Origin of the sequence: Sinimarinibacterium arenosum (genome assembly GCF_005047655.1) — a bacterium.
In the GTDB taxonomy this organism is placed as follows: domain Bacteria; phylum Pseudomonadota; class Gammaproteobacteria; order Nevskiales; family Nevskiaceae; genus Solimonas.
On record NZ_SUKF01000008.1, the window covers coordinates 75,264 to 94,969 of the forward strand.

Annotated in this window: 18 protein-coding genes; 9 read left to right on the forward strand and 9 right to left on the reverse strand. The window is 63.6% G+C overall.

Going from position 1 to position 19,706, the window contains the following annotated elements; all coding sequences use genetic code 11:
• Positions 1–35: 35 nt before the first annotated feature.
• The gene (locus E4T66_RS16180; protein ID WP_136850117.1) at positions 36–782 is read left to right on the forward strand and encodes a ParA family protein; all 747 of its coding nucleotides are present in this window, start codon (positions 36–38) and stop codon (positions 780–782) included.
• A 14-nt stretch (positions 783–796) separates the two neighbouring features.
• Here E4T66_RS16180 and E4T66_RS16185 read toward each other — a convergent pair whose 3' ends face one another.
• The 5 genes from E4T66_RS16185 to E4T66_RS16205 form a co-directional block, all read right to left on the reverse strand.
• Positions 797–1,906 (reverse strand): 5-(carboxyamino)imidazole ribonucleotide synthase, encoded by a 1,110-nt coding sequence (locus E4T66_RS16185; protein WP_136850119.1) that lies wholly within the window; start codon positions 1,904–1,906, stop codon positions 797–799.
• Complete coding sequence (purE, locus tag E4T66_RS16190; protein WP_136850478.1) at positions 1,903–2,370, reverse strand: 5-(carboxyamino)imidazole ribonucleotide mutase; 468 nt, start codon at positions 2,368–2,370, stop codon at positions 1,903–1,905. Before purE ends, E4T66_RS16185 begins: the two co-directional genes overlap by 4 nt.
• A gap of 231 nt (positions 2,371–2,601) precedes the next feature.
• Positions 2,602–3,330 carry an SIMPL domain-containing protein gene (locus E4T66_RS16195; protein ID WP_136850121.1) on the reverse strand — a complete coding sequence of 243 codons (729 nt, stop codon included), beginning with the start codon at positions 3,328–3,330 and terminating at the stop codon, positions 2,602–2,604.
• Positions 3,327–4,385, reverse strand: a complete 1,059-nt coding sequence (locus tag E4T66_RS16200; protein WP_169577666.1) for an efflux RND transporter periplasmic adaptor subunit — start codon at positions 4,383–4,385, stop codon at positions 3,327–3,329. The genes E4T66_RS16195 and E4T66_RS16200 overlap by 4 nt, the downstream gene beginning before the upstream one ends.
• Before the next feature lie 53 nt (positions 4,386–4,438).
• On the reverse strand, positions 4,439–7,534 hold the full coding sequence (locus E4T66_RS16205; protein WP_136850125.1) for an efflux RND transporter permease subunit: 3,096 nt from the start codon (positions 7,532–7,534) through the stop codon (positions 4,439–4,441).
• A gap of 167 nt (positions 7,535–7,701) precedes the next feature.
• On the opposite strand from E4T66_RS16205, the gene sufT reads away from it, so the two are divergent.
• Both sufT and apaG read left to right on the forward strand, forming a co-directional pair.
• Positions 7,702–8,250 carry a putative Fe-S cluster assembly protein SufT gene (gene sufT / locus E4T66_RS16210; RefSeq protein WP_136850127.1) on the forward strand — a complete coding sequence of 183 codons (549 nt, stop codon included), beginning with the start codon at positions 7,702–7,704 and terminating at the stop codon, positions 8,248–8,250.
• A gap of 17 nt (positions 8,251–8,267) precedes the next feature.
• A complete protein-coding gene (apaG, locus tag E4T66_RS16215) occupies positions 8,268–8,654 on the forward strand; it encodes a Co2+/Mg2+ efflux protein ApaG (RefSeq protein ID WP_136850129.1) in 387 nt (128 codons plus the stop codon).
• Between the two features lie 120 nt (positions 8,655–8,774).
• Here the strand turns inward: apaG and E4T66_RS16220 are convergent, their stop codons facing one another.
• From E4T66_RS16220 to mutM, 3 genes are all read right to left on the reverse strand, one after another.
• Positions 8,775–10,097: an NADH:flavin oxidoreductase/NADH oxidase family protein gene (locus E4T66_RS16220; RefSeq protein WP_136850131.1), complete on the reverse strand. Its 1,323-nt coding sequence runs from the start codon at positions 10,095–10,097 to the stop codon at positions 8,775–8,777.
• Between the two features lie 55 nt (positions 10,098–10,152).
• The gene (locus tag E4T66_RS16225) at positions 10,153–10,545 is read right to left on the reverse strand and encodes a hypothetical protein (RefSeq protein WP_136850133.1); all 393 of its coding nucleotides are present in this window, start codon (positions 10,543–10,545) and stop codon (positions 10,153–10,155) included.
• A 318-nt stretch (positions 10,546–10,863) separates the two neighbouring features.
• On the reverse strand, positions 10,864–11,682 hold the full coding sequence (gene mutM / locus E4T66_RS16230; RefSeq protein ID WP_136850135.1) for a bifunctional DNA-formamidopyrimidine glycosylase/DNA-(apurinic or apyrimidinic site) lyase: 819 nt from the start codon (positions 11,680–11,682) through the stop codon (positions 10,864–10,866).
• 211 nt (positions 11,683–11,893) lie between these two features.
• Between mutM and E4T66_RS16235 the strand changes: the two genes are divergently transcribed.
• The 6 genes from E4T66_RS16235 (at position 11,894) to E4T66_RS16260 (ending at position 18,191) form a co-directional block, all read left to right on the forward strand.
• Positions 11,894–13,000 (forward strand): serine hydrolase domain-containing protein, encoded by a 1,107-nt coding sequence (locus E4T66_RS16235; protein WP_169577667.1) that lies wholly within the window; start codon positions 11,894–11,896, stop codon positions 12,998–13,000.
• 411 nt (positions 13,001–13,411) lie between these two features.
• Positions 13,412–14,515, forward strand: coding sequence for a serine hydrolase domain-containing protein (locus E4T66_RS16240; RefSeq protein WP_169577668.1), 1,104 nt, complete (start codon positions 13,412–13,414; stop codon positions 14,513–14,515).
• Positions 14,516–14,657: 142 nt separating this feature from the next.
• Positions 14,658–15,773, forward strand: coding sequence for a serine hydrolase domain-containing protein (locus E4T66_RS16245; protein WP_169577669.1), 1,116 nt, complete (start codon positions 14,658–14,660; stop codon positions 15,771–15,773).
• A 144-nt stretch (positions 15,774–15,917) separates the two neighbouring features.
• Positions 15,918–16,511, forward strand: a complete 594-nt coding sequence (locus E4T66_RS16250) for a fused DSP-PTPase phosphatase/NAD kinase-like protein (RefSeq protein ID WP_169577670.1) — start codon at positions 15,918–15,920, stop codon at positions 16,509–16,511.
• 116 nt (positions 16,512–16,627) lie between these two features.
• Complete coding sequence (gene trhO, locus E4T66_RS16255; protein ID WP_136850145.1) at positions 16,628–17,533, forward strand: oxygen-dependent tRNA uridine(34) hydroxylase TrhO; 906 nt, start codon at positions 16,628–16,630, stop codon at positions 17,531–17,533.
• Positions 17,526–18,191: a glutathione S-transferase gene (locus tag E4T66_RS16260; protein ID WP_211242979.1), complete on the forward strand. Its 666-nt coding sequence runs from the start codon at positions 17,526–17,528 to the stop codon at positions 18,189–18,191. The genes trhO and E4T66_RS16260 overlap by 8 nt, the downstream gene beginning before the upstream one ends.
• 88 nt (positions 18,192–18,279) lie before the next feature.
• On the opposite strand, the gene E4T66_RS16265 is transcribed toward E4T66_RS16260, so the two are convergent.
• Positions 18,280–19,659, reverse strand: coding sequence for a cytochrome P450 (locus E4T66_RS16265; protein ID WP_136850147.1), 1,380 nt, complete (start codon positions 19,657–19,659; stop codon positions 18,280–18,282).
• Between the last annotated feature and the right edge of the window lie 47 nt (positions 19,660–19,706).

A 19,706-nucleotide genomic window follows, 5' to 3' on the forward strand; every position in this document is an offset into this window, starting at 1 on the left:
ACCGCCCGTGCGAACAGCAGACCCGGGAGTACCCGATGAAGACGCTTGCGCTGCACAACCTCAAGGGGGGTGTTGGAAAATCCGCCGCCGCCGTGAATCTGGCCTATCTGGCCGCATCCAACGACGTGCCCACGTTGCTGTGGGACCTCGATTCGCAGGGCGCAGCCAGCTGGTATTTCCATGGTGAACCGGCCGCCGAAAAAACCAAGAGCGTGCTGTCGGGCAGCACGCCGGTGGGGCGCCTGGTCAAGCCCTCGCCGTACCGCAATCTCGATCTGATCCCGGCGGATTTCACCTACCGCTATCTCGACATCATGCTGAAGAAGGTCGAGCCGCCGCGCGAAGCCCTGGCACGACTGCTGAAGCCGTTTTCGGAACAGTATGCGCTGACGATTCTGGATTGCCCGCCGAGCCTGTCGTATCTGGCCGACAATATCTTTACTGCCGCGGATATCGTGGCCGCTCCGGTGGTGCCGACGTTCCTGTCACTGCGTGCGCTGGAGCAGGTGCAGGACTACCTGCGCGCGGAGAAACTCGAACCGCGCAAGCTGCGGCCGTTTTACTCGATGGCGGATCGGCGACGCTCGCTGCATCGCGAATTGATCGAGCAACCCCCGCCGGTGATGGCGCGTGGATTCGCGGCTGTGGTGCCGTACTCGTCGATGGTCGAGCGCATGGGCGAGCGTCGAGCGCCAATGGCGGTGTACGCCCCGTCGGAAGACCCTGCGCTGCTGGCCTATGCGGAGCTGTGGCTGGAGATCAAGGCGGCCTTGAAGCTCTAGGCACCGCAAGCCCCCTAGCCTTCTTCGGCGGTCCGGATCAGCGCCTGCAATGTCTGCAGGCGGCTCGCAAGCTCGTCGGCGTCCGCAGCGGTCACGGTGGCGTGACCCACCTTGCGCAGCGGCTTCGGTGTCTTGCCGTAGTGATGAATGTGCACGCCCGGCAGCGTCGCAAGCGCAGCGTTGTCGGGCGCGTCACCGATGAAGTTGACCATCGCGCTGGCGCCGCGCAATGCGGTCGACCCCAACGGCAGGCCGGCAATCGCACGCAGATGGTTCTCGAACTGCGAAACCTCGGCGCCTTCGATGCTCCAGTGTCCTGAGTTATGGACGCGCGGCGCGATCTCGTTGGCCAGCAGCTGGCCGTTGGCGACAAAAAACTCGAACGCCAGTACGCCGACATAACCCAGGTGCTCGGCGACGCGGCGCGCATAGTCCTCGGCCTGTGCCTGCAACGGGTCGGCCGCCTTCGGCGTCGCCACACGAAGGATGCCGTCACGATGGACATTCTCGACCACGGGATAGAACACCATCTGACCGTCCTGGCCGCGCACCGCCAGACAGGACAGCTCACGCTGGAATGGCACGAAGGCTTCCAAGATCAGCTTGGCCGGCCGGTCCGGTGTACCGCCCAGACGCTGCCACGCGGTATCCAGGTCCCCGGGGCTGCGCAGCACCGCCTGACCTTTGCCGTCGTAGCCCAGACGGCGCGTCTTCAGCACGGCGGGCAAGCCGATCGAACGCACGGCCAGATCCAGCGCCTCGCGCGTGGCCACCGGCATATACCGCGGGACCGCAATGCCGAGCTGGTCGAACAGCGTCTTTTCCGACAGCCGATCCTGCCCGACCGTCAGTGCCACCGGTGCCGGCAGCAGCGGAATGCGTTGTGCCACGTATTCTGCGGTCTTGGCCGGAACGTTCTCGAATTCATAAGTGGCGACATCGACGCTGACGCAGAACTCCGCCAGTGCGTGTTCGTCCTCGTATTCCGCGTGGATGTGTTCGCCCAGCGGTGCGGCGCAGGCTTCCGTCGCCGGATCGAGGAACACGAAGTCGAAATCCAGCGGAAAGCCCGCCAGTGCCAGCATGCGACCCAGCTGGCCTGCTCCAAGAATGCCGATCTTCATTTGAGGGAGAGGGGCTCGTCCTGCAGAACCTTTTCAGTCTGCTTGCGGCGGAATGTGGCCAGACGGCGACCGATTGCGGCATCGCCAAGCGCGACGATCGCCGCCGCCATCAGTGCCGCGTTGGTGGCACCGGCTTTGCCGATGGCCAGAGTCCCCACGGGAATGCCCGCCGGCATCTGCACGATCGACAGCAGCGAGTCGAGGCCGTTCAAGGCCTTTGACTGCACTGGCACGCCCAGAACCGGAACCGCGGTCTTTGCTGCGCACATGCCCGGCAGATGTGCCGCGCCGCCGGCGCCGGCAATGATGACCTTGAGCCCGCGCTTCTGCGCGGTTTCGGCGTATTCGAACAGCAGGTCGGGTGTGCGATGCGCGGAAACCACGCGCGCCTCATACGGCACGCCAAGATCTTCCAGCGTCTGCACGGCATGACTCATGGTGTCCCAATCGGAGCGGGACCCCATGATGACGCCAACCAAGGGAATGACTTTCTTGACCACGGCTTTGGTCTCATTAGGCCGGGGGAAAGCGGCGGATTATCTCACCGCCGCATGGCAAGTGCATGCCCGGACACGGGTTTTTCGTCTCTGGGAAGGCTAGGCGGAACATTGATTGTGATAATTTATACAACGAAAGTACAGACACAGCATAAAAATCTCAACTTCAGTTTGCTGCATCAAGAAACGCGCAAACACTCAGGGCAGCAGATCGAATTCCACATCGACCGCGGCCGGCACGCGGATTTCGCCGGTGGAGACGCCCATTTCCTGATTGCCGCTGTCGAACGACGCCTCGACGCGCATCGCCGCCGCTTTGTACATCACGGGTGCAGGCATCTGCTGCGCGGCACGCACCGAGCGGGCCGGCCCCAGCCGGGCGCCGAGCGTGGTCGCCAGCACCTTGGCCTTGGCTTCTGCATCCTTGGCGGCCTTGGCCAGTGCCTCGCGCTCGAGCTCGTCGGCACGGCTGGATTCCAGCACCGGCGCGCGGACCTGATTGACGCCAGCCGCCGTTGCTGAAAGGACGTAGTCACCCAGCTTGTCGAGATCGGTGATCAGGATCTGGATGTCACGGCGCACACGGTAGCCAACCAGTTTCTGCTGACGCAGCTTTTCGTCCCAGACGTATTCCGGCTGGATCGAGATCCCGGTGGTGCTGATCTGTTCCGCTTTGGCCCCAAGCTGTTTCGCCTCGACCAGATAGTCGCGCACCACCCGATTGACCACCGTCTCGGCCTTCTTCACTTCCAGATCCAGCGCATCCACCGCAAGACTCAGCCGTGCGCGGTCGGGCATGACACTCACTTCACCGCTGCCGCTGACCGCGACGGTGCGCGGGGGTGGTGCCTGCTCTTCGGCGGCACACAACGGGGCCTGCAGCAGCAACAGGGCGAACAGCGCGGCACTCAGGGCAAAGGTCTTCATACGGGACGGGATCCGACAATCTGCACGGGGTCCCCATGATGCAGGGTTTCGGCGCCGCGTACGACCACCCGGTCGTGTTCAGCCAGGGCGCCCGTCACCGCAATCCAGGCGCCGTCGGCGACGCCGGTGGTGACCGGCACGCGCTCGGCGGTCTGGTCGGCGTTGATCCGGTAGACCGCAGAGCCGTCGGCGCGGATCACCACGGCGTCGCGCGGGACGGCGAGCGCCTGCCGCGGGGCGTCCAGCGGCAGCACGACTTTGACGTCATGCCCGACGGTCAGCGCCGGGGCCGTTTGCGGCGCTTCGATCAGGGCTTCGAATGACTGCGAGCGCGCATCGCCGACCGGCACGATCGCACGCACGCGCGCCGGCACGTAAGAATCGCCGACAGAGATCTGAACAATGCCGCCCGGCCGGATTGCGCGCACGTGACGCAGCGGCAGGAACAGGCGGATTTCCAGTTCCTCGGTGTTGTACAGGCGCACGACCGGGGTGCCGCGGGTCAGCTCCTCGCCAGCGTTATGGACACGCTCTGCGATGACCCCCGCGAACGGCGCACGGATCTCGGCTTTTGACAGGCGCTCGTCGGTCTGACTCAAGGTGGCGCGATAAATCTGCACGTCGGCCGCGGCCAGATCGCGCGTGTTCTGCGCTTGATCCAACTGGAACCGACTGACCGCATTGCCCGAGGCCTGCAGGCGCTCGAGTTCACGCTGCGCCTGTTTCAGCGCGACCTGGCTGCGGGTCAGTCGCGCCGCCTGTTCGGTGCGTTGCAGTCGCAAGGCGTCGGTCTGCATGCGCGCGACGACCTCGCCGGCGACGACGAAAGTCCCGGGCTCCGCGATCCACTGCAGCTGACCCTCGACCGCAGTGGCAATGTCGGCCCCGGCGCGCGACTGTACGACGCCGGTTGCGGTCACTGTGGGTGACAGCTCCCGCAGTTGCGCTGCGGTGACTTCGACCGCGGCGGCTGGCGGGGGCTGGGACTGGGCGTAGCCGGAGGTGCATATCAGCAGGCTCAATCCCGCGGTCCCGAACAGGCGCAGAAATTTCATGGTCCGGACTCTCATTTGATGATTCATGTGACGGGCGCGCAGCATTGTGGCGGTCATTTCGCGGCCTCCGTTGCCGGTTCTGCGACGTTCATCGCGTGCGGCGAGACCGTCGCACCCAGGCGCAGCAGCGCCGGCATCAGGAACCAGGTGAATGCGGTCCCCAGCACCATGCCGCCGGCGACTACCGAGGCCAAACCGCGATAGATCTCGGCGCCGAGGCCCGGCATCACGATCAGCGGCAGCATGCCGAGCACCGCGGTCAGGGTTGACAGCACGATCGGACGCGCGCGTGTTTCCAGCGCCTGACGCACGGCTTGGTCGCGCGGTACACCGTCCCGCTCACGCGCTCGCGTCTGGTCCACCAGCAGAATCGCCGCATTGACGACCAGGCCAAGCAGGATGATGAAGCCGATCATCGTCAGCAGATCCAGCGCCTGAAAGCCGAACAGACCGATCACACGCAGCGCGACGATACCTCCGGCAATCGACACCGGCAGAATCAGCATGACCAGGAAGCTGTCCCAGATCGAACGGAACAGCGCGGCCATCAGCGCGAACAGAATCACCAGCGCGAGCACGAAGTTCTGCGCCATCGACTGCAGTGCTTCGTGCAGTTTGTTGGCCGAACCCGCATAGGTCATCTGCGCGCTGGCCGGCATCACTTCGCGAATCTTCGGTTCGACCTGGGTCTCGACCCGCTCGATCGCCTCGTCCAGCGACATGTCGGCCGGCGGCTCGAAATTGACCTGGACGGTGCGACGGCCATTGATGCGTGCGAGCTGCGAGGGCCCCACCGTCAGATCGATGCGGGTCAGATCGCCGACGGTCTGGATGCCGGCGCCCGGGGTCATCAATGGCAGCTCCGCAAGTTCCTCCGGCGAGTGCCAGTCATTGCCCTTCAGAATGATGTCGAGACGTTCATTCCCGTCGAAGTACTCGCCGGCCCAGAGCCCGCCGGTATAGGCGCGCAGTGCCGTCGCCAGCGCACCGCGGTCGAGGCCGGCGCGCGAGATGCGCCATTCGTCCGGCTGCAGCCGCATCTCCGGCTGGTTCAGCTCCAGCGACGGAAACGCCTGCGGGTAGGTGCCCGGAATCGCGGTCTCGATCGCGCCGATTGCGACCTGTGCGGTCTTCATCAGGCTGTCCAGGTCCGGCCCCTGGAAATTGAGCTGGACCTCGCGCTGGTTTTCCCCCTCCACGCTGAGCAGCGAGCCGCGCTGCACATAGATGCGGGTATCGGGAAAGCCGACCATGATCTCGTTGCGCAGCACGTCGACCATCGCGTCCATGTCGCGGGGGTCCTGCGGATAGATCACCGCGACACCCTCCTGGCCGGCCCACGACGACAGGTTGTAGTACTTCACCGCCGGTTTCTTGCTGCCATCCAGATACGGCCGCAGGCGTTCGATCACTGCCGGCGCGAACTCGTCGCGCACGGTTTCCAGATTGCCGCCCGGCGGCAGACGGAAGTTGTTCCAGATCAGATCGGTCTGCGCCACCGGCAGATAGTCGACCTTGGGCGCCAGCGCCCAGCTCAGCACGCAGGCGCCGGGCACCAGCACGGCGATCAGCGCCCAGCGCAGTGCCGGCAGGTGCGTCATGCGCATCGCCGCGGTGCTCATGCCCGTCCACCAGATCTGATGCGGGTCGTCGGGAATCGTCCGCGCCAGCGCCCAGCGATTGGCTGCGGGAATCACCGTCATCGCGACCAGCAGCGAGGCCGCATAGGACACTGACATCGTGATCGCCAGATCCTTGAACAGTTGCCCTTCGATCCCCTCCATGAACAGCACCGGCAGAAAGATCGCCACGCTGGTCAACATCGACGCCACTAGCGCCGGCATGACTTCCTGAGTGCCTTCAAGGGTCGCGCGCAGCGCGTCCTTGCCCTCCTGCACGTAACGAATGATGTTGCCCTGCACGATCAAGGCGGCGTCGATGACGATTCCGGTGGAGAACGCCAGACCGGCCAGCGAGATCACGTTCAAGGTGCGTCCCAGCGCCTGCAGGGTGATCACCGCAAAGCACAGCGACAGCGGAATCGACAGCCCCAGCACCAGCAGCGCGCGAGGGCCGCGCAGGAAATACCAGAGGCCGATCACGGCCAGGAAAATGCCGATGACCAGGCTTTCCTGCACAAAACTGATGGCGCGTTTGACGTAGATGCTGGCGTCCCACGACAGCTCGGCGAACAGCTGCTCCTTGGCCAGCGGTCCGGCGTTGAGTTCGGCCAATGCCTGCTTGACGCCCTCGATCAGGCTCACGGTGTTGGAATCGTTGGAGCGTTGCAGCGTGATGTAGTACCCGGGCACGCCGTTGCGGAACGAAAACCACTGCGCATCCTGGAAGGCGACGCCGATGTCCGCGACTTCACGCAGGTACAGCGGACGCTCATTGCTCCAGCCCACGATCAGATCGCCCAGCTGCGCGACCGCTTCCTTGCCGGCCAGGCGCACGGTGAACTGGCGGCGGCCAACGTTGACGAACCCGGCCGACGCATCCCGCGCCGAGATCACGGTCTGGGCGAGCTGCTGCGGCGTCAGTCCCAGTGCCGCCAGACGGTAGGCATCGAAACGGATCTGTACTTCACGTGGCCGCCCGCCTTCGAGATTGACCCGCGACACGCCGGGGACGCGTGACAGTCGCGGCTCCACTACTTCTTCCATCAGCTTCTGGTAGCGCGCCGCCAGATCTGCGGTGGTGTTGCCCGGCAGCGGCCGCACCAGCAGCGAACCGGCGTTGCTGCCCTGCCAGTTGTCGCCGGAGAACACCTGCGGTTCGTCGGCGTCGGGCGGCAGGGTCGGCAGGGTATTCAGGCGTGAGACGACGTCCAGCATCACCCGCGTCAGATCGGTGCCCACCTCGAACGTCAGTCCGACACCGCCCCCGCCGCGGCGCGACTGCGAGCGCATCTCCACCAGGCCGGGCAGTCCACGCATGGCGTCCTCGACCGGTTCGATCAGGGCTTCCTCGATTTCGGACGGCGCCGCTTCGCGCCAGCCGACATTGACCCACAGCTGCGGGCGCTTGGTATCCGGCAGCAGCTGGATCGGCAGCTTGGCCATCGACAGCAGACCGAACAGCACCAGAATCAACGCTGTAGCGGCAATAGCGGCCGGATTCGATTGGGAAAACTGGGTGATACGCATGCCTGGACTCCCCCGTGCGGCACGGCGAAAACAACGCCGCAGCACCGCCTCCACAGCGGCACTGCGATTGATTTGATGCGGCGCAGACCCCGGATGTTTAAACTTTGGGTCTTAGCCTCAAGATGCGCCGGAGACCGAAACCGTCGCATCTTCTCAAGATCGATCCCATGAGTGCGACCTACGAACCCGTTACCCTGACCCGGGATGTCATCGGCATCCTGATCCCGCAGGGCACCAAAGTCGAGCTGCCCGAAGGTGCGCAGGCGGCGATTACGCAGGCGCTGGGCGGCAGTTTCACCGTGCAGGTGGAGGGCCATCTGTTTCGTATCGATGGCCGTGACGCCGATGCCATCGGCAAGGAAGTGGTCAAGGGTCCGGACATCCCTGCCGACGCGGATGACGCGACGCTGGAAAAGGCCGTATGGGATCAGCTGCGCACCTGCTACGACCCCGAGATCCCGGTCGACATCGTCGAGCTCGGCTTGATTTACGAGTGCAAGGTCGAGCCGCTGGCCAATGGAGGCCGCAAGGCCAGCGTGACCATGACGCTGACCGCGCCCGGGTGCGGAATGGGCGACATCCTGGTCGAGGACGTCAAGAGCAAGGTGCTGGCGTTGCCGACGATTACCGAAGCTGATGTCGAGCTGGTGTTCGATCCGCCGTGGAATCAGTCGATGATGTCCGAGGCCGCGCAGCTTGCAACCGGCATGTTCTGACGCGGACGAACGCCACCATGTCTGACACGGTCACGCGCGGTATCCGCATCACCGTCAAGCCGCGGTATGTGGCCGAGCAGTCTGATCCTGACGCCCGGCAGTATCTGTTCGCCTATCACATCACCATTCGCAATCAGAGTGACGACACCGTTCAGCTGCTGTCGCGGCACTGGGTCATCACCAACGGCGAAGGACAGGTCGAGGAAGTGCGCGGTCCCGGTGTTGTCGGCTACCAGCCCGTGCTGGAACCGGGTGCCGACTTCGAGTACACCAGCGGGTGTCCGCTGACGACCCCGGTCGGCACCATGCACGGTGAATTCAATATGGTGGTGAAGGCCAGCGGCGTGCACTTCGATGCGCAGATCGAACCGTTCCGTCTGGCGATCCCGCGGGTGCTGAACTAGACCCCCGCTGTGCGGCGGAGTGGTTGCGCCCCTGCTGTGCCATCGCGCCGAACGACTGCCTGCTGGCACGCGGATGGCGTGACCCAGGTGCCAGCAGGGCGACACAATCAGATCGTGCGCTTAGCCATTGGGAGGCACGACGCCGGCATCGAGCTGACGTCGGGCCTTGCGCATGCGCGCGGCGGTGGTCAACTCGTCCCAGAAATACAGCACCAGGGCCTTGAGCGTGCCGCGGCCTTCGTCGGGCGCGAGGCCGTGGCCGAGGCGCATGATCTGCTGGTAATACCAACCCTGCTGGCCGAGCAGGTTCATGATTTTGATGAAGAAGATCGGCGAGGCGCCGGACAGCCAGCGGCTTTGCCCCAGCTTGACGGTCTTTTCGAAGCGCGGGGCTTCATTGATTTCGTGCGCCAGCAGGCGTTTGGCGAAATCGGTCTGCGTGCAGAACGGCCGGCCCAGGCCGATGACGTCGCAGGCGTTGTCGCGCAGGGCTTCTTCCATGCCCTCGCGAGTGCGAAAGCCGCCGGTGACCATCAGTGGCATCTTCGCGACCTTGCGGATCTTTTCGGCATAGTCGAGGAAGTAGGCCTCACGCTTGCGCGTGGTCTGGCGCTGAGGCTCGGCGGACGAGCCGCGGCCCTCGAATCCGAGCAGCTTCGGCTGTTCGTAGGTGCCGCCCGAGATCTCCAGCAGATCGACGCCTTCAGTGTTCAGCAGCTGCACCACCTGCAGGCAGTCCTCATTGGAGAAGCCGCCTTTGCGGAAGTCATCGGAGTTGAGTTTCACGCTGATCGGGAAGTCCGCGCCGACCGCCTTGCGTGTTGCCCGCAAGGTTTCGATCAGGAAGCGTGCGCGGTTCTGCACGCTGCCGCCCCAGGCGTCGCGGCGCATGTTGGTGACCGGCGAAAGGAACGAACTCAGCAGATAGCCGTGTGCGGAGTGGATCTGCACCCCGGTGAATCCGGTGGCGCGTGCGGTGGCAGCAGCGTGGGCGAAGCGCTGGATGAAGTCGAGAATCTCGTCCTCACGCAGTTCGCGCGGCGTCGCATAGTTGCCCAGCAGCGGCAGACGCACCGACGAGGGCGCGAGCGTGTGGTTGGTGATGTAGCGTGGCGACTGTCGTCCGGCGTGCGAGATCTGCATCCACAGATGATTGCCGGCCACAGTACCGGCCTTGGCCCAGGCTTTCAGCTGCTTGATGCCGTCATTGCGGTCGATAGCGACATTGCCCGGGCGCTCCAGCACGTTGCGGTCGATCTGCACGTTGCCGGTGAGCAGCAGCCCGGCGCCGCCTTCGCTCCAGCGACGGTACAAGGTCGCCAGCTCGGGTGTGGCGCGCAGCCAGGAATCGGCCAGGCCTTCCGTCATCGCGGCCTTGCACAGGCGGTTGGGCAGCGTTGCGCCGCAGGGCAGCGTAAATGGCTGGGCCAGTAGATCGGTCATCGTGAACTCCCCCTCATCGTTACATACCGTTCAGTATGTACGATGCGGCAGACGCTCACAATCGAGGCATGGACCAGCGTCGGATCACGGTGGGAACCAGAATCGCCAGCAACGCTGCGGCGTCCAGCGCCACCGCAGCGATCCAGCCGTGCTGCCAACACAGGGCCGCGTCCAGCGGTGCCCACACCAGCACGCCGATGATCAGCGCATCGGCGGCCCAGCGCTGGTTCTGACGCAGTCCGAACTGCACCAGGAAAAACATCAGCGCCCCCCAGCTCGCCACGGTCGGCCCGAACAGGGCGAGCGCCAGCCGCGCATCGGTGCTGCCCAGCGGCAGCCACGCATCCAGCCATGCCGTGCGCATCAGCATCAGTGGCAGCGCAAGGCCGACCGTCACGTGCAGCAGGGACAACCAAGTCAGCCAGCGATCGATCTTTGAGCTTGTCATGCCGGCACCTTAGCGGCATTGCCGCATCAGCGGCCAGCCGGGCGTTGCAGGATGGGCATCGCGGTTCGCGAGACCGCGGCGTATCGCGAGCAACGTGAACTCAGTGCGCACGGCGGCGTGTCAGGAATATTCAGATCCTGCTGATGGATGTTTTCGGGTGCGCGTATCCGGAAGACACCGCGTGGAATGTCGATCGCGACACGGCCCTGCGCTGCAAGCAGCGCGTCGCGGCCAACGTTGATCGCCTTGCCGCGGATCGGCCTTAAAGCCTGGGATCTTGATTCTGTTGCACCAGCATCGGGGAAAGCAGGCTGCGCCCTAGCGCTGGCACTGCGGGCAGTAAAACGATGAGCGCTGTCCGATCACCATGCATTTAATCGGCGTGGCGCAGACCCGGCACGGCTCACCGCTGCGGCCGTAGACGAACAACTGCTGCTGGAAATAGCCCGAGCCACCGTCGGCCCCGGCAAAATCGCGCAGTGTGGTGCCGCCCTGTTGGATCGCTTCAGCCAGGACATCGCGGATGGTCTGCGCCAGCCGCACGTACTGCGGTTGTGTCACGCGGCCGGCCGGTCTGGTGGGGCGGATGCCGGCACGGAACAGACTCTCTGCGGCATAGATGTTGCCGGCGCCGACGACCACGTGGCCATCCATGATGAAGTTCTTCACCGCAGCGCTGCGGCCGCGCGACAGCGCGTACAGATACTCGCCGTCGAATGCTTCACTGAAAGGCTCCGGTCCCATCTGCGCCAGCAGCGGATGTTCGGGTTCTCCTGCCGGCCACAGCAGCAACGCGCCAAAACGACGCGGGTCGTTGAAGCGGATCAACTTGCCATTGTCGAGTTCGAAGTCGATGTGATCGTGCTTCTTCAGCGGGGTGGATGGATCCAGCACGAACAGGCGTCCGGACATGCCCAGATGCAGGATCAGCCGGTCTCCCGAATCCAGGGTCACGATCAGATACTTGCCGCGCCGTTCCAGCTGGTCGACGCGCCGGCCGCGGGCGAGCGCCGGCAGCTCCGGCGGCACCGGCCAGCGCATCCGAGGCTCACGTACCTTGACCTGCGTGATGCGCCGATGCAGCCAATACGGTTCCAGACCGCGACGGACGGTTTCGACTTCGGGTAGTTCCGGCATGTGAGATGGCGGTCGGAGGGCGTGCTTGAATATGGGCGGCCACTGTAGCCGGCGCTTCGTGACATGCACAGCGCGCGATCGACTGGCGTGCAAAAGGCAACATGCGGACAGCGGTGCGCTGAAAATACTGACGTCGTGTCATCGAACCGACAATGCTGGTGGCGAGAATCTCGCGCCCCAGCAAACCGCTGTATCCGTCTGCATTAACACCGTGATCAAATTTCTATCGACCGTGCTACTCGGGGTCGGTGTGGCCGCTTGCGGTCAGCCAACGCCCGCTCCCATCAACGAACCTGCGCAAGTTCCCCCGAAAAACCCGACGGCCTGGACCGGCGTTGATCAAACCCTCGATGCATATCTGAAGAATGCAGGGGGTCCGCTCAGCGGTTACGGCTTCGCGGTATTCGACCGTAGCGGCATCCTGCATGACCGCTATGGCGGCGACTACGATCGCGACACCCGCGTCTGGCTCGCATCCGCAACCAAAGTGCCTTCGGCGGCGGCAATTCTGACCCTGGTCGACGCCGGCCTGCTGGATCTAGACGAGCCGATTGCGACCTATATCGAACAGGCCGGCAACCCGATCCTGTGGCCAGCCAACAAGCGCATGGTCACGATGCGCATGCTGCTGGCGCATACCTCGGGTTTGTCGGGCAACGGTCCGGCCCAGGCCAAGTGTCTGCTCAATGTGCTGACGATCACGCTGCAGCAATGCGCGCAGTTGATCGCACTGGCGCCGACCCTCCATGATCCAGGCAGTGCATTCAACTACGGTGGCGCCGACTATCAGCTGGCGGGCTATGTTGCGACCCTGATTGCGGGCGTGAGCTGGCAGGAGTTCTTCGACCAGGCGATTGCCCTGCCGTTGCAGCTGCGCAGCTTCAGCTACGGCGATCCCGAGCGGGTGCACAATCCACGAATCGCTGGCGGCGCAACGGCCAATCTGACCGACTATGTGCGGATCATGCAGATGCTGCAGAACGACGGGGAGTGGAACGGCGTGCGCGTGCTGTCGCACGCCGCCGTGGCGATGCTTCAGGCCAATCAGATCGTCGGCATGCCGGTGGTCTATGAACCGTTTTCATCCGAAGACCAGGCCAAGTTCGACGGCTATACGCTGGGCTTCTGGATCACCGATCCGCTGCAATATCCGGGTAGCCCCGGGCCGGAGTTCAGCGATCCGGGTTTGTTCGGAACAACGGCGTGGATCGACGCCGGCCTTGGCTATGGCGCGGTGATCTTGATAGAACACTCGATGCAGACCGGTTTGCAGATGTGGTCGGCGGTGCGTCCGTTGCTGATCAGCCAATTGCACTGACAATTCGCGAGACTTGAGGCGTGCGCCGCCCCAGCGTGTGATTTCCCCGGCGCAACCCGGATCGAAGGGCACCGTTTTGACGCAGTGTGGTGTTGCCAGGCGCTAGCCAGAAGTCAGCGTCACGTCTGCCGTCGTGTACGCATGATGTGCCGATGCTGCCCATCCGGTTCCAGACCGCGACGGACGGTTTCGACTTGTGGAAGTTCCGGCAAATCGGTTTATGCGTCCAGGGTCGGGCACTGTGGCCAGCGTAACGTGAGCTGCTCAACGGACTATCGGCTGGCACTCAAAACAGTCGATCGCACAGCCGGACGCGGAGATATCGGAGGCCTTGCTACAGAGCCGAGTCGGCAGTTGGCGAGGATTTTGCGCTGTAAAGACGAATTCGTCTCAATTCGTCTAAAACTTCCAATGAAATTTCTATCGGCCATGCTATTTGCGGTCGTGCTCACCGCGTGCGGCCAGCAGGCTCCCAATGCGCCCAACGAACCGGACCAAGTGGTTCCGGCCGATCCGGCCCGATGGTCGGCCGTCGATCAGACGCTGGATGCGTATCTGTTGAGCTCTGGTGGCCCGCTGGATGGCTACGGCTTTGCCGTATTCAACCGCGACGGCCTGCTGCACACCCGGTACGGGGGGCGCTATTCCGGCGAGACCGTGGTCATGCTGGCGTCCGCCAGCAAGGGACCGGCAGCCGCGGCGGTACTGACCCTGGTTGATGCAGGACTGCTGGATCTTGATGCACCGGTTGCACGCTACATTGAACAGGCTGGTGCGCCGATCATCTGGCCGGCCGACAAACAGGCGATCACGATGCGCATGTTGCTGGCGCATACTTCAGGCCTGGCGGGCAATGAGTTGGTGCAGGCGCCGTGCCTGTACGTCAGCGTCACAATAACGCTGCAGCAGTGCGCGCAGCAGATTGCGCAGGTGCCGATCCAACATGAGCCGGGGACCACATTCAGCTACGGCGGTGCGGATTATCAAGTTGCGGGCTACGTCGCCACGCTGATCGCCGGGATGGACTGGATCCCGTTTTTTGACCAAGCGATTGCTGCACCGCTGAATCTGGATACTTTCACCTACGGTGACCCCAAGAATGTGACGAATCCAAGGATCGCGGGGGGCGCTCGGTCCAATCTGGCGGACTATGCGCGGATCATGCAGATGCTGCACAACGACGGCGAACTCGACGGCATCCGCGTGATGTCACCTGCAACGGTGGCGATGCTGAAGGTCGATCAAATTGACGAAGCGACGTTTGCCTACGGACCGTTCTCGACCGAGGATCAGGCAAAGTTCAACGGCTATTCGCTGGGCTTCTGGATCAGCGATCCGCATCAACATCCCGGCAGCCGGGGTCCCGAGCTCAGCGATCCAGGCCTCTTCGGGACGACAGGGTGGATCGACGCGGATCCGGATTACGGCGCCGTGATTCTGATCGAGAGCAACACCAGCACAGGACTTGAAATGTGGTCGGCGGTGCGCCCGCAGCTGATCAGCCTGCTGCGCTGAAGCCTCCCGGCGGACGCATGGCCGCACTTTCCGGGCACGATCATTGCGGTGTTGGGTCACCAGGGTCGCGATGTGCACGACGGCGGTGCACAATGCGTCCCGGTGCTCCCCCCGCACTGCGCGCAAACAAGGATGTGAGCTGATGAGATACCTCCCGACTCTGCTGCTGACGCTGGGACTTGCGGCTTGTGCCCCATCCAGCGATCCCGCATCCAGCACCAGCAATCCGGCAACGCCCAAGTCTCCCAGTACCGCAGGGTCGTGGGCGGCGGTGGATCAGACCCTCGACAGCTACCTGCAGAGTGCGGGCGGCTCGCTGAGCGGCTACGGTTTCGCGGCGTTCGACCGCTCCGGTGTTCTGCACACCCGTTTCGCCGGGGATTACACCGCCGATACGGCAATCCGCATCGCATCGGCGACCAAGGTGCCTTCCGCAGCGGCGATTCTGACCCTGGTGGACGATGGGCTGCTGGATCTGGACGAACCGGTCGCCACCTACATCAAGCAGGCGGGTAATCCCATCGTCTGGTCGATCGACAAACGCAAGATCACGATGCGCATGCTGCTCGCGCATACCTCCGGCTTGCCCGGCAGCGGCAAAAGTGAACCGAACTGTCTCGACCAGGTGCTGTCGGTGACCTTGCAGCAATGCGCCGCACTGATCGCTGCGGTGCCGGTGGTGTCTCCGCCGGGTCGTTACTTCAACTACGGCGGCGCGGACTATCAGGTGGCCGGATACATCGCGACCCTGATCGCCGGGACCGACTGGCAGACATTCTTTAATGAAGCGATTGCCGCTCCGCTGAGTCTCCAACACTTCACGTACGGTGATCCGGCAGTGGTGACGAACCCGCGTATCGCCGGGGGTGCCAACACCGATGTCGGCGATTACGTCCGTATCATGCAGATGCTGCAGAACAACGGCAGGGTCGGCAGCACGCAGGTGCTGTCGCCGGCGTCGGTCGCCGTGCTGAAACAGAACCAGATCGAAGGTCTGCCAATCCTGTTTGCGCCGTTCACCATGAGCGCCCGCAGCAACTTTGACGGCTATACCCTGGGCTTCTGGATTTCGGATGCCAGCCAGTATCCCGGAAGCCCTGGCCCCGAGTTCAGCGATCCGGGCCTGTTCGGCACCACGCCGTGGATAGACGACGGCCTCGGCTACGGCGCCGTGATCCTGATTGATGACCGCACACAGACCGGTCTCGACATGTGGGCTGCCGTCCGGCCGCTGATCATCAGCATCATGCGGCAGTAAGCGGAACGGATACACAGACTACAGCGACCCTGGCAGGCTCCGGTGAGTCTCTTGAAGGCAGACCGGGGCCATATGGGCCGTCGTATCGGAGTTTCGATATTGTTCTGGCTCTTTTCGGCGGGTAGCGCGGCAGCCCAGGTGGACGTGAATACCTGCTCTCTGCAGTCAGATGTCGTCAGCCTGACTTTCTGTGAGGTGACGCCAGAGGTGTTGTGGCGTGGCGCGCAGCCGGATTCAGACGGCGCAGCTTGGCTGCTCAAAAATCAGGTCAGGACCATCGTGAATCTCGAGCTTGTACACGATGACCTGCCCGTGTTCGAGCAGCTTGAAATCGACGATGACCTCAATCAACGGATCGGCTATTTCCGCATTCGTGAGTGGGAACCGCTGCCATTGCTGGCGCCATTCATCGTCGACGCTCACGTTGCACACTTTCTGGCGGTTGTTGCGACGCAGCCGCCGCCGATCTTTGTCCACTGCCGCGCCGGCAGAAACCGAACCGGCGTCATGGTGGCGGCCTATCGAATACTGATCGAAGGACTGCCGGTTGAAGACGCCATTGCCGAATTGAAGCGCTTCCATGGCGCTTGGTCGAATGTCGGCGCCCATTACCTGCGCGGACTGAACCTGCAACGCCGCACCGCAATCCTGCGCGAGGTTGCGGAATGGAAAGTGAAGTTGGAACCGACCGCGTACATCACCTGTGTGAACGGCGGCTGTACGGTCACGCCGGACTGATACGACGGACTGAAGGCCGGCTGGATCAAGACAATGGGCGGACTCGTCCGCTGTGCCTGCGGAGTTTCAGAGGATCTCCACTACAATCGGCCCCTGATCGTTCTCCATTGTTTCGCATGTCGCCTGTGATCGTCGCCGCGCTCTACCACTTCGCCCGCTTGCCGGACTTTGCGCAGCTGCGTGAACCCTTGCACAGCGTGTGCGAGCAGTCGGGCATCAGGGGTTCGCTGCTACTGGCGTCGGAAGGCATCAACGGTACGATCGCGGGATCGCGCACCGGCATTGATGCGGTGTTGGCGTTTCTGCGTGCAGACCCGCGCTTTGCGAGCCTGGAGCACAAGGAATCGTTGGCGTCGCAGATGCCGTTCGCGCGTCTGAAGATCAAGCTCAAGCACGAGATCGTGACCATGGGCGTGCCGGGAGTCGATCCCGAGCATCTGGTAGGGACCTACGTTGACCCGCAGGACTGGAACGCCTTGATCGCCGACCCGAACGTGCTCGTCGTCGACACCCGCAATGCCTACGAGGTGAAAGTCGGCAGCTTCCGCAACGCCGTCTCTCCGGACACCGAAAGCTTCCGCCAGTTTCCCGATTACGTCGCCCGCGAGCTGCGTGGCCAGGAGCAGCGGCCGATCGCGATGTTCTGCACCGGCGGTATCCGCTGCGAAAAGGCTACGTCCTATCTGCGCGCCCAGGGCTTCGAAAAGGTCTATCACTTGCGCGGGGGCATCCTGAAGTACCTGGAGCAGGTGCCGGAGGAACAGAGCCTGTGGGATGGCGAATGCTATGTGTTCGACGAACGCGTCGCCGTCGGTCATGGCCTCAAGCCCGGACAGACGCGGCAATGCGATGCCTGCGGTCAGCCGCTGTCACCTGCAGAGCAGGCTTCACCGGATTTCGATCCCGGCATCAGTTGCCCGCACTGCATCGCGCAGCTGACGCCGCAGCGGCGCGCCGTGCTGGAAATGCGTCGGGCACAGCAGGCCGCGCAACACGGATCTGCCCCCGATTGCGATGACTGAAATGACAGCCGCCGGCGGTTTGCCGGTGCTGTATTCGTTCCGTCGCTGCCCCTATGCCCTGCGCGCACGCATGGCGCTGGCCGCGAGCCAAACCCCGGTGGAGCTGCGCGAAGTGCTGTTGCGTGACAAGCCGGCGGAGATGCTGGCTGTTTCGCCCAAGGGCACGGTGCCGGTACTGCAGCTCACCGACGGTCGCGTGCTCGATGAAAGTCTGGCGATCATGCTGTGGGCACTGCAGCGCATTGATCCGGATGCTTGGCTGGGCGGTGATCAGGCGGAGGGCGCAGCGCTGATCCAGCACAACGACACCGTCTTCAAGACGCAGCTGGATCGATACAAATATTTCGTGCGCTTTCCGGCGCAATCGCAGGCGCACTATCGCGCGCAGGCGGAAGACACGCTGCGGGACTGGGAACAGCGGATTGTCCGCACGGGTGGCGGGCTGGTCGATACGCAGCTGCGGCTGGCAGACGCCGCGGTGTTTCCATTTGTGCGCCAATTCGCAGGTGTCGAGCCGCAGTGGTGGGTGTCGGCACCGTATCCGGCGTTGCGGCAGTGGCTGAATCAGTGGACTGATTCGACGCGGTACCTTGCAGCGATGCTGCGCGTCGCCGGGTGGCAGCCCGGTGCGGGTTCGGTAGTGGTGGACTGGCGCTGAACGCTGCGTACCACCCTGGGGTCGCTATCCTTTAACAGACACGGCCCGCATCTGCGGGCCGTGTCTGTTGTGAAGTCGGGCGGGACGCTCAGTGGCGATAGCCCTTGACCCGCACCTTGAAGTCCATCGCCGGACCCGGCGTCGGCGCCGTCTTGGTCTTGAGAACATAGCCTGGGGGATCCAGCTCCAGATCCAGGCGATAGAAGAGACAGGCCATCGTCAGCGGCAACAGAATCTCCGCCGCGCTCTTGCCCAGACAGGTATGGGGGCCGCGCCCAAAGGGTGAGTAGGCACCGGACTGCATGTGCTCCGCGCGCTCCTTGCTGTAGCGGTCGATGTCGAAGGTCTTCGGATTCGGGAAATATTCCTCCATGAAGTGCGGCACCGAGGTGGCGATGTAGACCATCTCGCCCTTGTGGATCTGATGCCCCTCGAACACGAAGTCCTTGGTTGCGGTGCGCATCTGCGCCACGGCGATTGGATACATCCGCATGGTTTCCATCACCGCACCATGCAGCGAAGGAATGCGCTTGAGCAGGTCGCCGCCTTCCAGATTGCCCTCGGCAAACAGGGCATCGACCTCCTTGAGCACGCGCGCCTTGACCTCGGGATGCTTCAGCACGGTGTACAGGATGGCGGCGGTCGTGTTGGCGACGGTGTCGAGCCCGGCGACATAGGGGCCGGTCAGTGCAACGATCAGATCGGACGCCGGCATGATGTGGGGCGTCTTCAGATGGGCTTCGTAGATGTCGTCGACCAGAATCTTCTGGTCTTCCGGAATCTTGCCGGCGCGCGCCGCGACGTCACGGATCATCTTCTCGCCGAGTTCGAAGACACGCGCTTTGGCCTTTTTGTAGCGGGGGTCTTTCAGCAGAACCATCGGCCTCTGGCGCGTGACCAGCACGTTGAGGATGTACAGGATCATCGTGCGGATGTCCTTGATGTACTCCAGCGGCGCCGAGCCGGTGACGATGGTGCCGAGTTGCTCGGTCACCATGTACTGCATCGCTTCGACAACCGGCACGCTGCGTCCGACCGGCCAGTCACGCTCGATCGCATGATTGGTGAGCCCTACGAGTTCCTCGTATCGGCCCTTGAGCGCTTCCTTGGAATAGCCGTGGCGCATGATGTCGCGCAGCTCCTTGTGCGACTCGCCGTCCTCACCGGTGAGGATGCGAGTGGCGCCATATTCCTTGACCAGTCCTTCCCAGAACTCCTTCGAGCGCAGGCAGTCCTTGCCGGCGCGAGTGCCGAGAAAATTCGCCGCTTCAATGCCGGCGATGGTCACATAGGGTTTTCCGAGCACGCTGAGGCGGAACACCGGGCCGTACTTGCGGTAGCAGTCCACGAAGAATTGCGCGGGGTCCTTGGCGATGGCCGGCAGGCTGCCGATCAATGGCCAGCCAGGGACCTTCGGCGTCCGGTGGATGGCGTGATGCGGCGGTACGGTGTGGGCGGCGGTGTTCATGTGAAGTCCTCTCCAGGGAACGGCATCAAATTATGAGAAGCAGGTTC

Bases quoted from the DNA above. Each gene is read 5' to 3' on its own strand.
- E4T66_RS16180 (WP_136850117.1), top strand. From the start codon at position 36: ATGAAGACGCTTGCGCTGCACAACCTCAAGGGGGGTGTTGGAAAATCC.
- E4T66_RS16185 (WP_136850119.1), bottom strand. From the start codon at position 1,906: ATGAAGATCGGCATTCTTGGAGCAGGCCAGCTGGGTCGCATGCTGGCA.
- purE (WP_136850478.1), bottom strand. From the start codon at position 2,370: ATGGGGTCCCGCTCCGATTGGGACACCATGAGTCATGCCGTGCAGACG.
- E4T66_RS16195 (WP_136850121.1), bottom strand. From the start codon at position 3,330: ATGAAGACCTTTGCCCTGAGTGCCGCGCTGTTCGCCCTGTTGCTGCTG.
- E4T66_RS16200 (WP_169577666.1), bottom strand. From the start codon at position 4,385: ATGAAATTTCTGCGCCTGTTCGGGACCGCGGGATTGAGCCTGCTGATA.
- E4T66_RS16205 (WP_136850125.1), bottom strand. From the start codon at position 7,534: ATGCGTATCACCCAGTTTTCCCAATCGAATCCGGCCGCTATTGCCGCT.
- sufT (WP_136850127.1), top strand. From the start codon at position 7,702: ATGAGTGCGACCTACGAACCCGTTACCCTGACCCGGGATGTCATCGGC.
- apaG (WP_136850129.1), top strand. From the start codon at position 8,268: ATGTCTGACACGGTCACGCGCGGTATCCGCATCACCGTCAAGCCGCGG.
- E4T66_RS16220 (WP_136850131.1), bottom strand. From the start codon at position 10,097: ATGACCGATCTACTGGCCCAGCCATTTACGCTGCCCTGCGGCGCAACG.
- E4T66_RS16225 (WP_136850133.1), bottom strand. From the start codon at position 10,545: ATGACAAGCTCAAAGATCGATCGCTGGCTGACTTGGTTGTCCCTGCTG.
- mutM (WP_136850135.1), bottom strand. From the start codon at position 11,682: ATGCCGGAACTACCCGAAGTCGAAACCGTCCGTCGCGGTCTGGAACCG.
- E4T66_RS16240 (WP_169577668.1), top strand. From the start codon at position 13,412: ATGAAATTTCTATCGGCCATGCTATTTGCGGTCGTGCTCACCGCGTGC.
- E4T66_RS16245 (WP_169577669.1), top strand. From the start codon at position 14,658: ATGAGATACCTCCCGACTCTGCTGCTGACGCTGGGACTTGCGGCTTGT.
- trhO (WP_136850145.1), top strand. From the start codon at position 16,628: ATGTCGCCTGTGATCGTCGCCGCGCTCTACCACTTCGCCCGCTTGCCG.
- E4T66_RS16260 (WP_211242979.1), top strand. From the start codon at position 17,526: ATGACTGAAATGACAGCCGCCGGCGGTTTGCCGGTGCTGTATTCGTTC.
- E4T66_RS16265 (WP_136850147.1), bottom strand. From the start codon at position 19,659: ATGAACACCGCCGCCCACACCGTACCGCCGCATCACGCCATCCACCGG.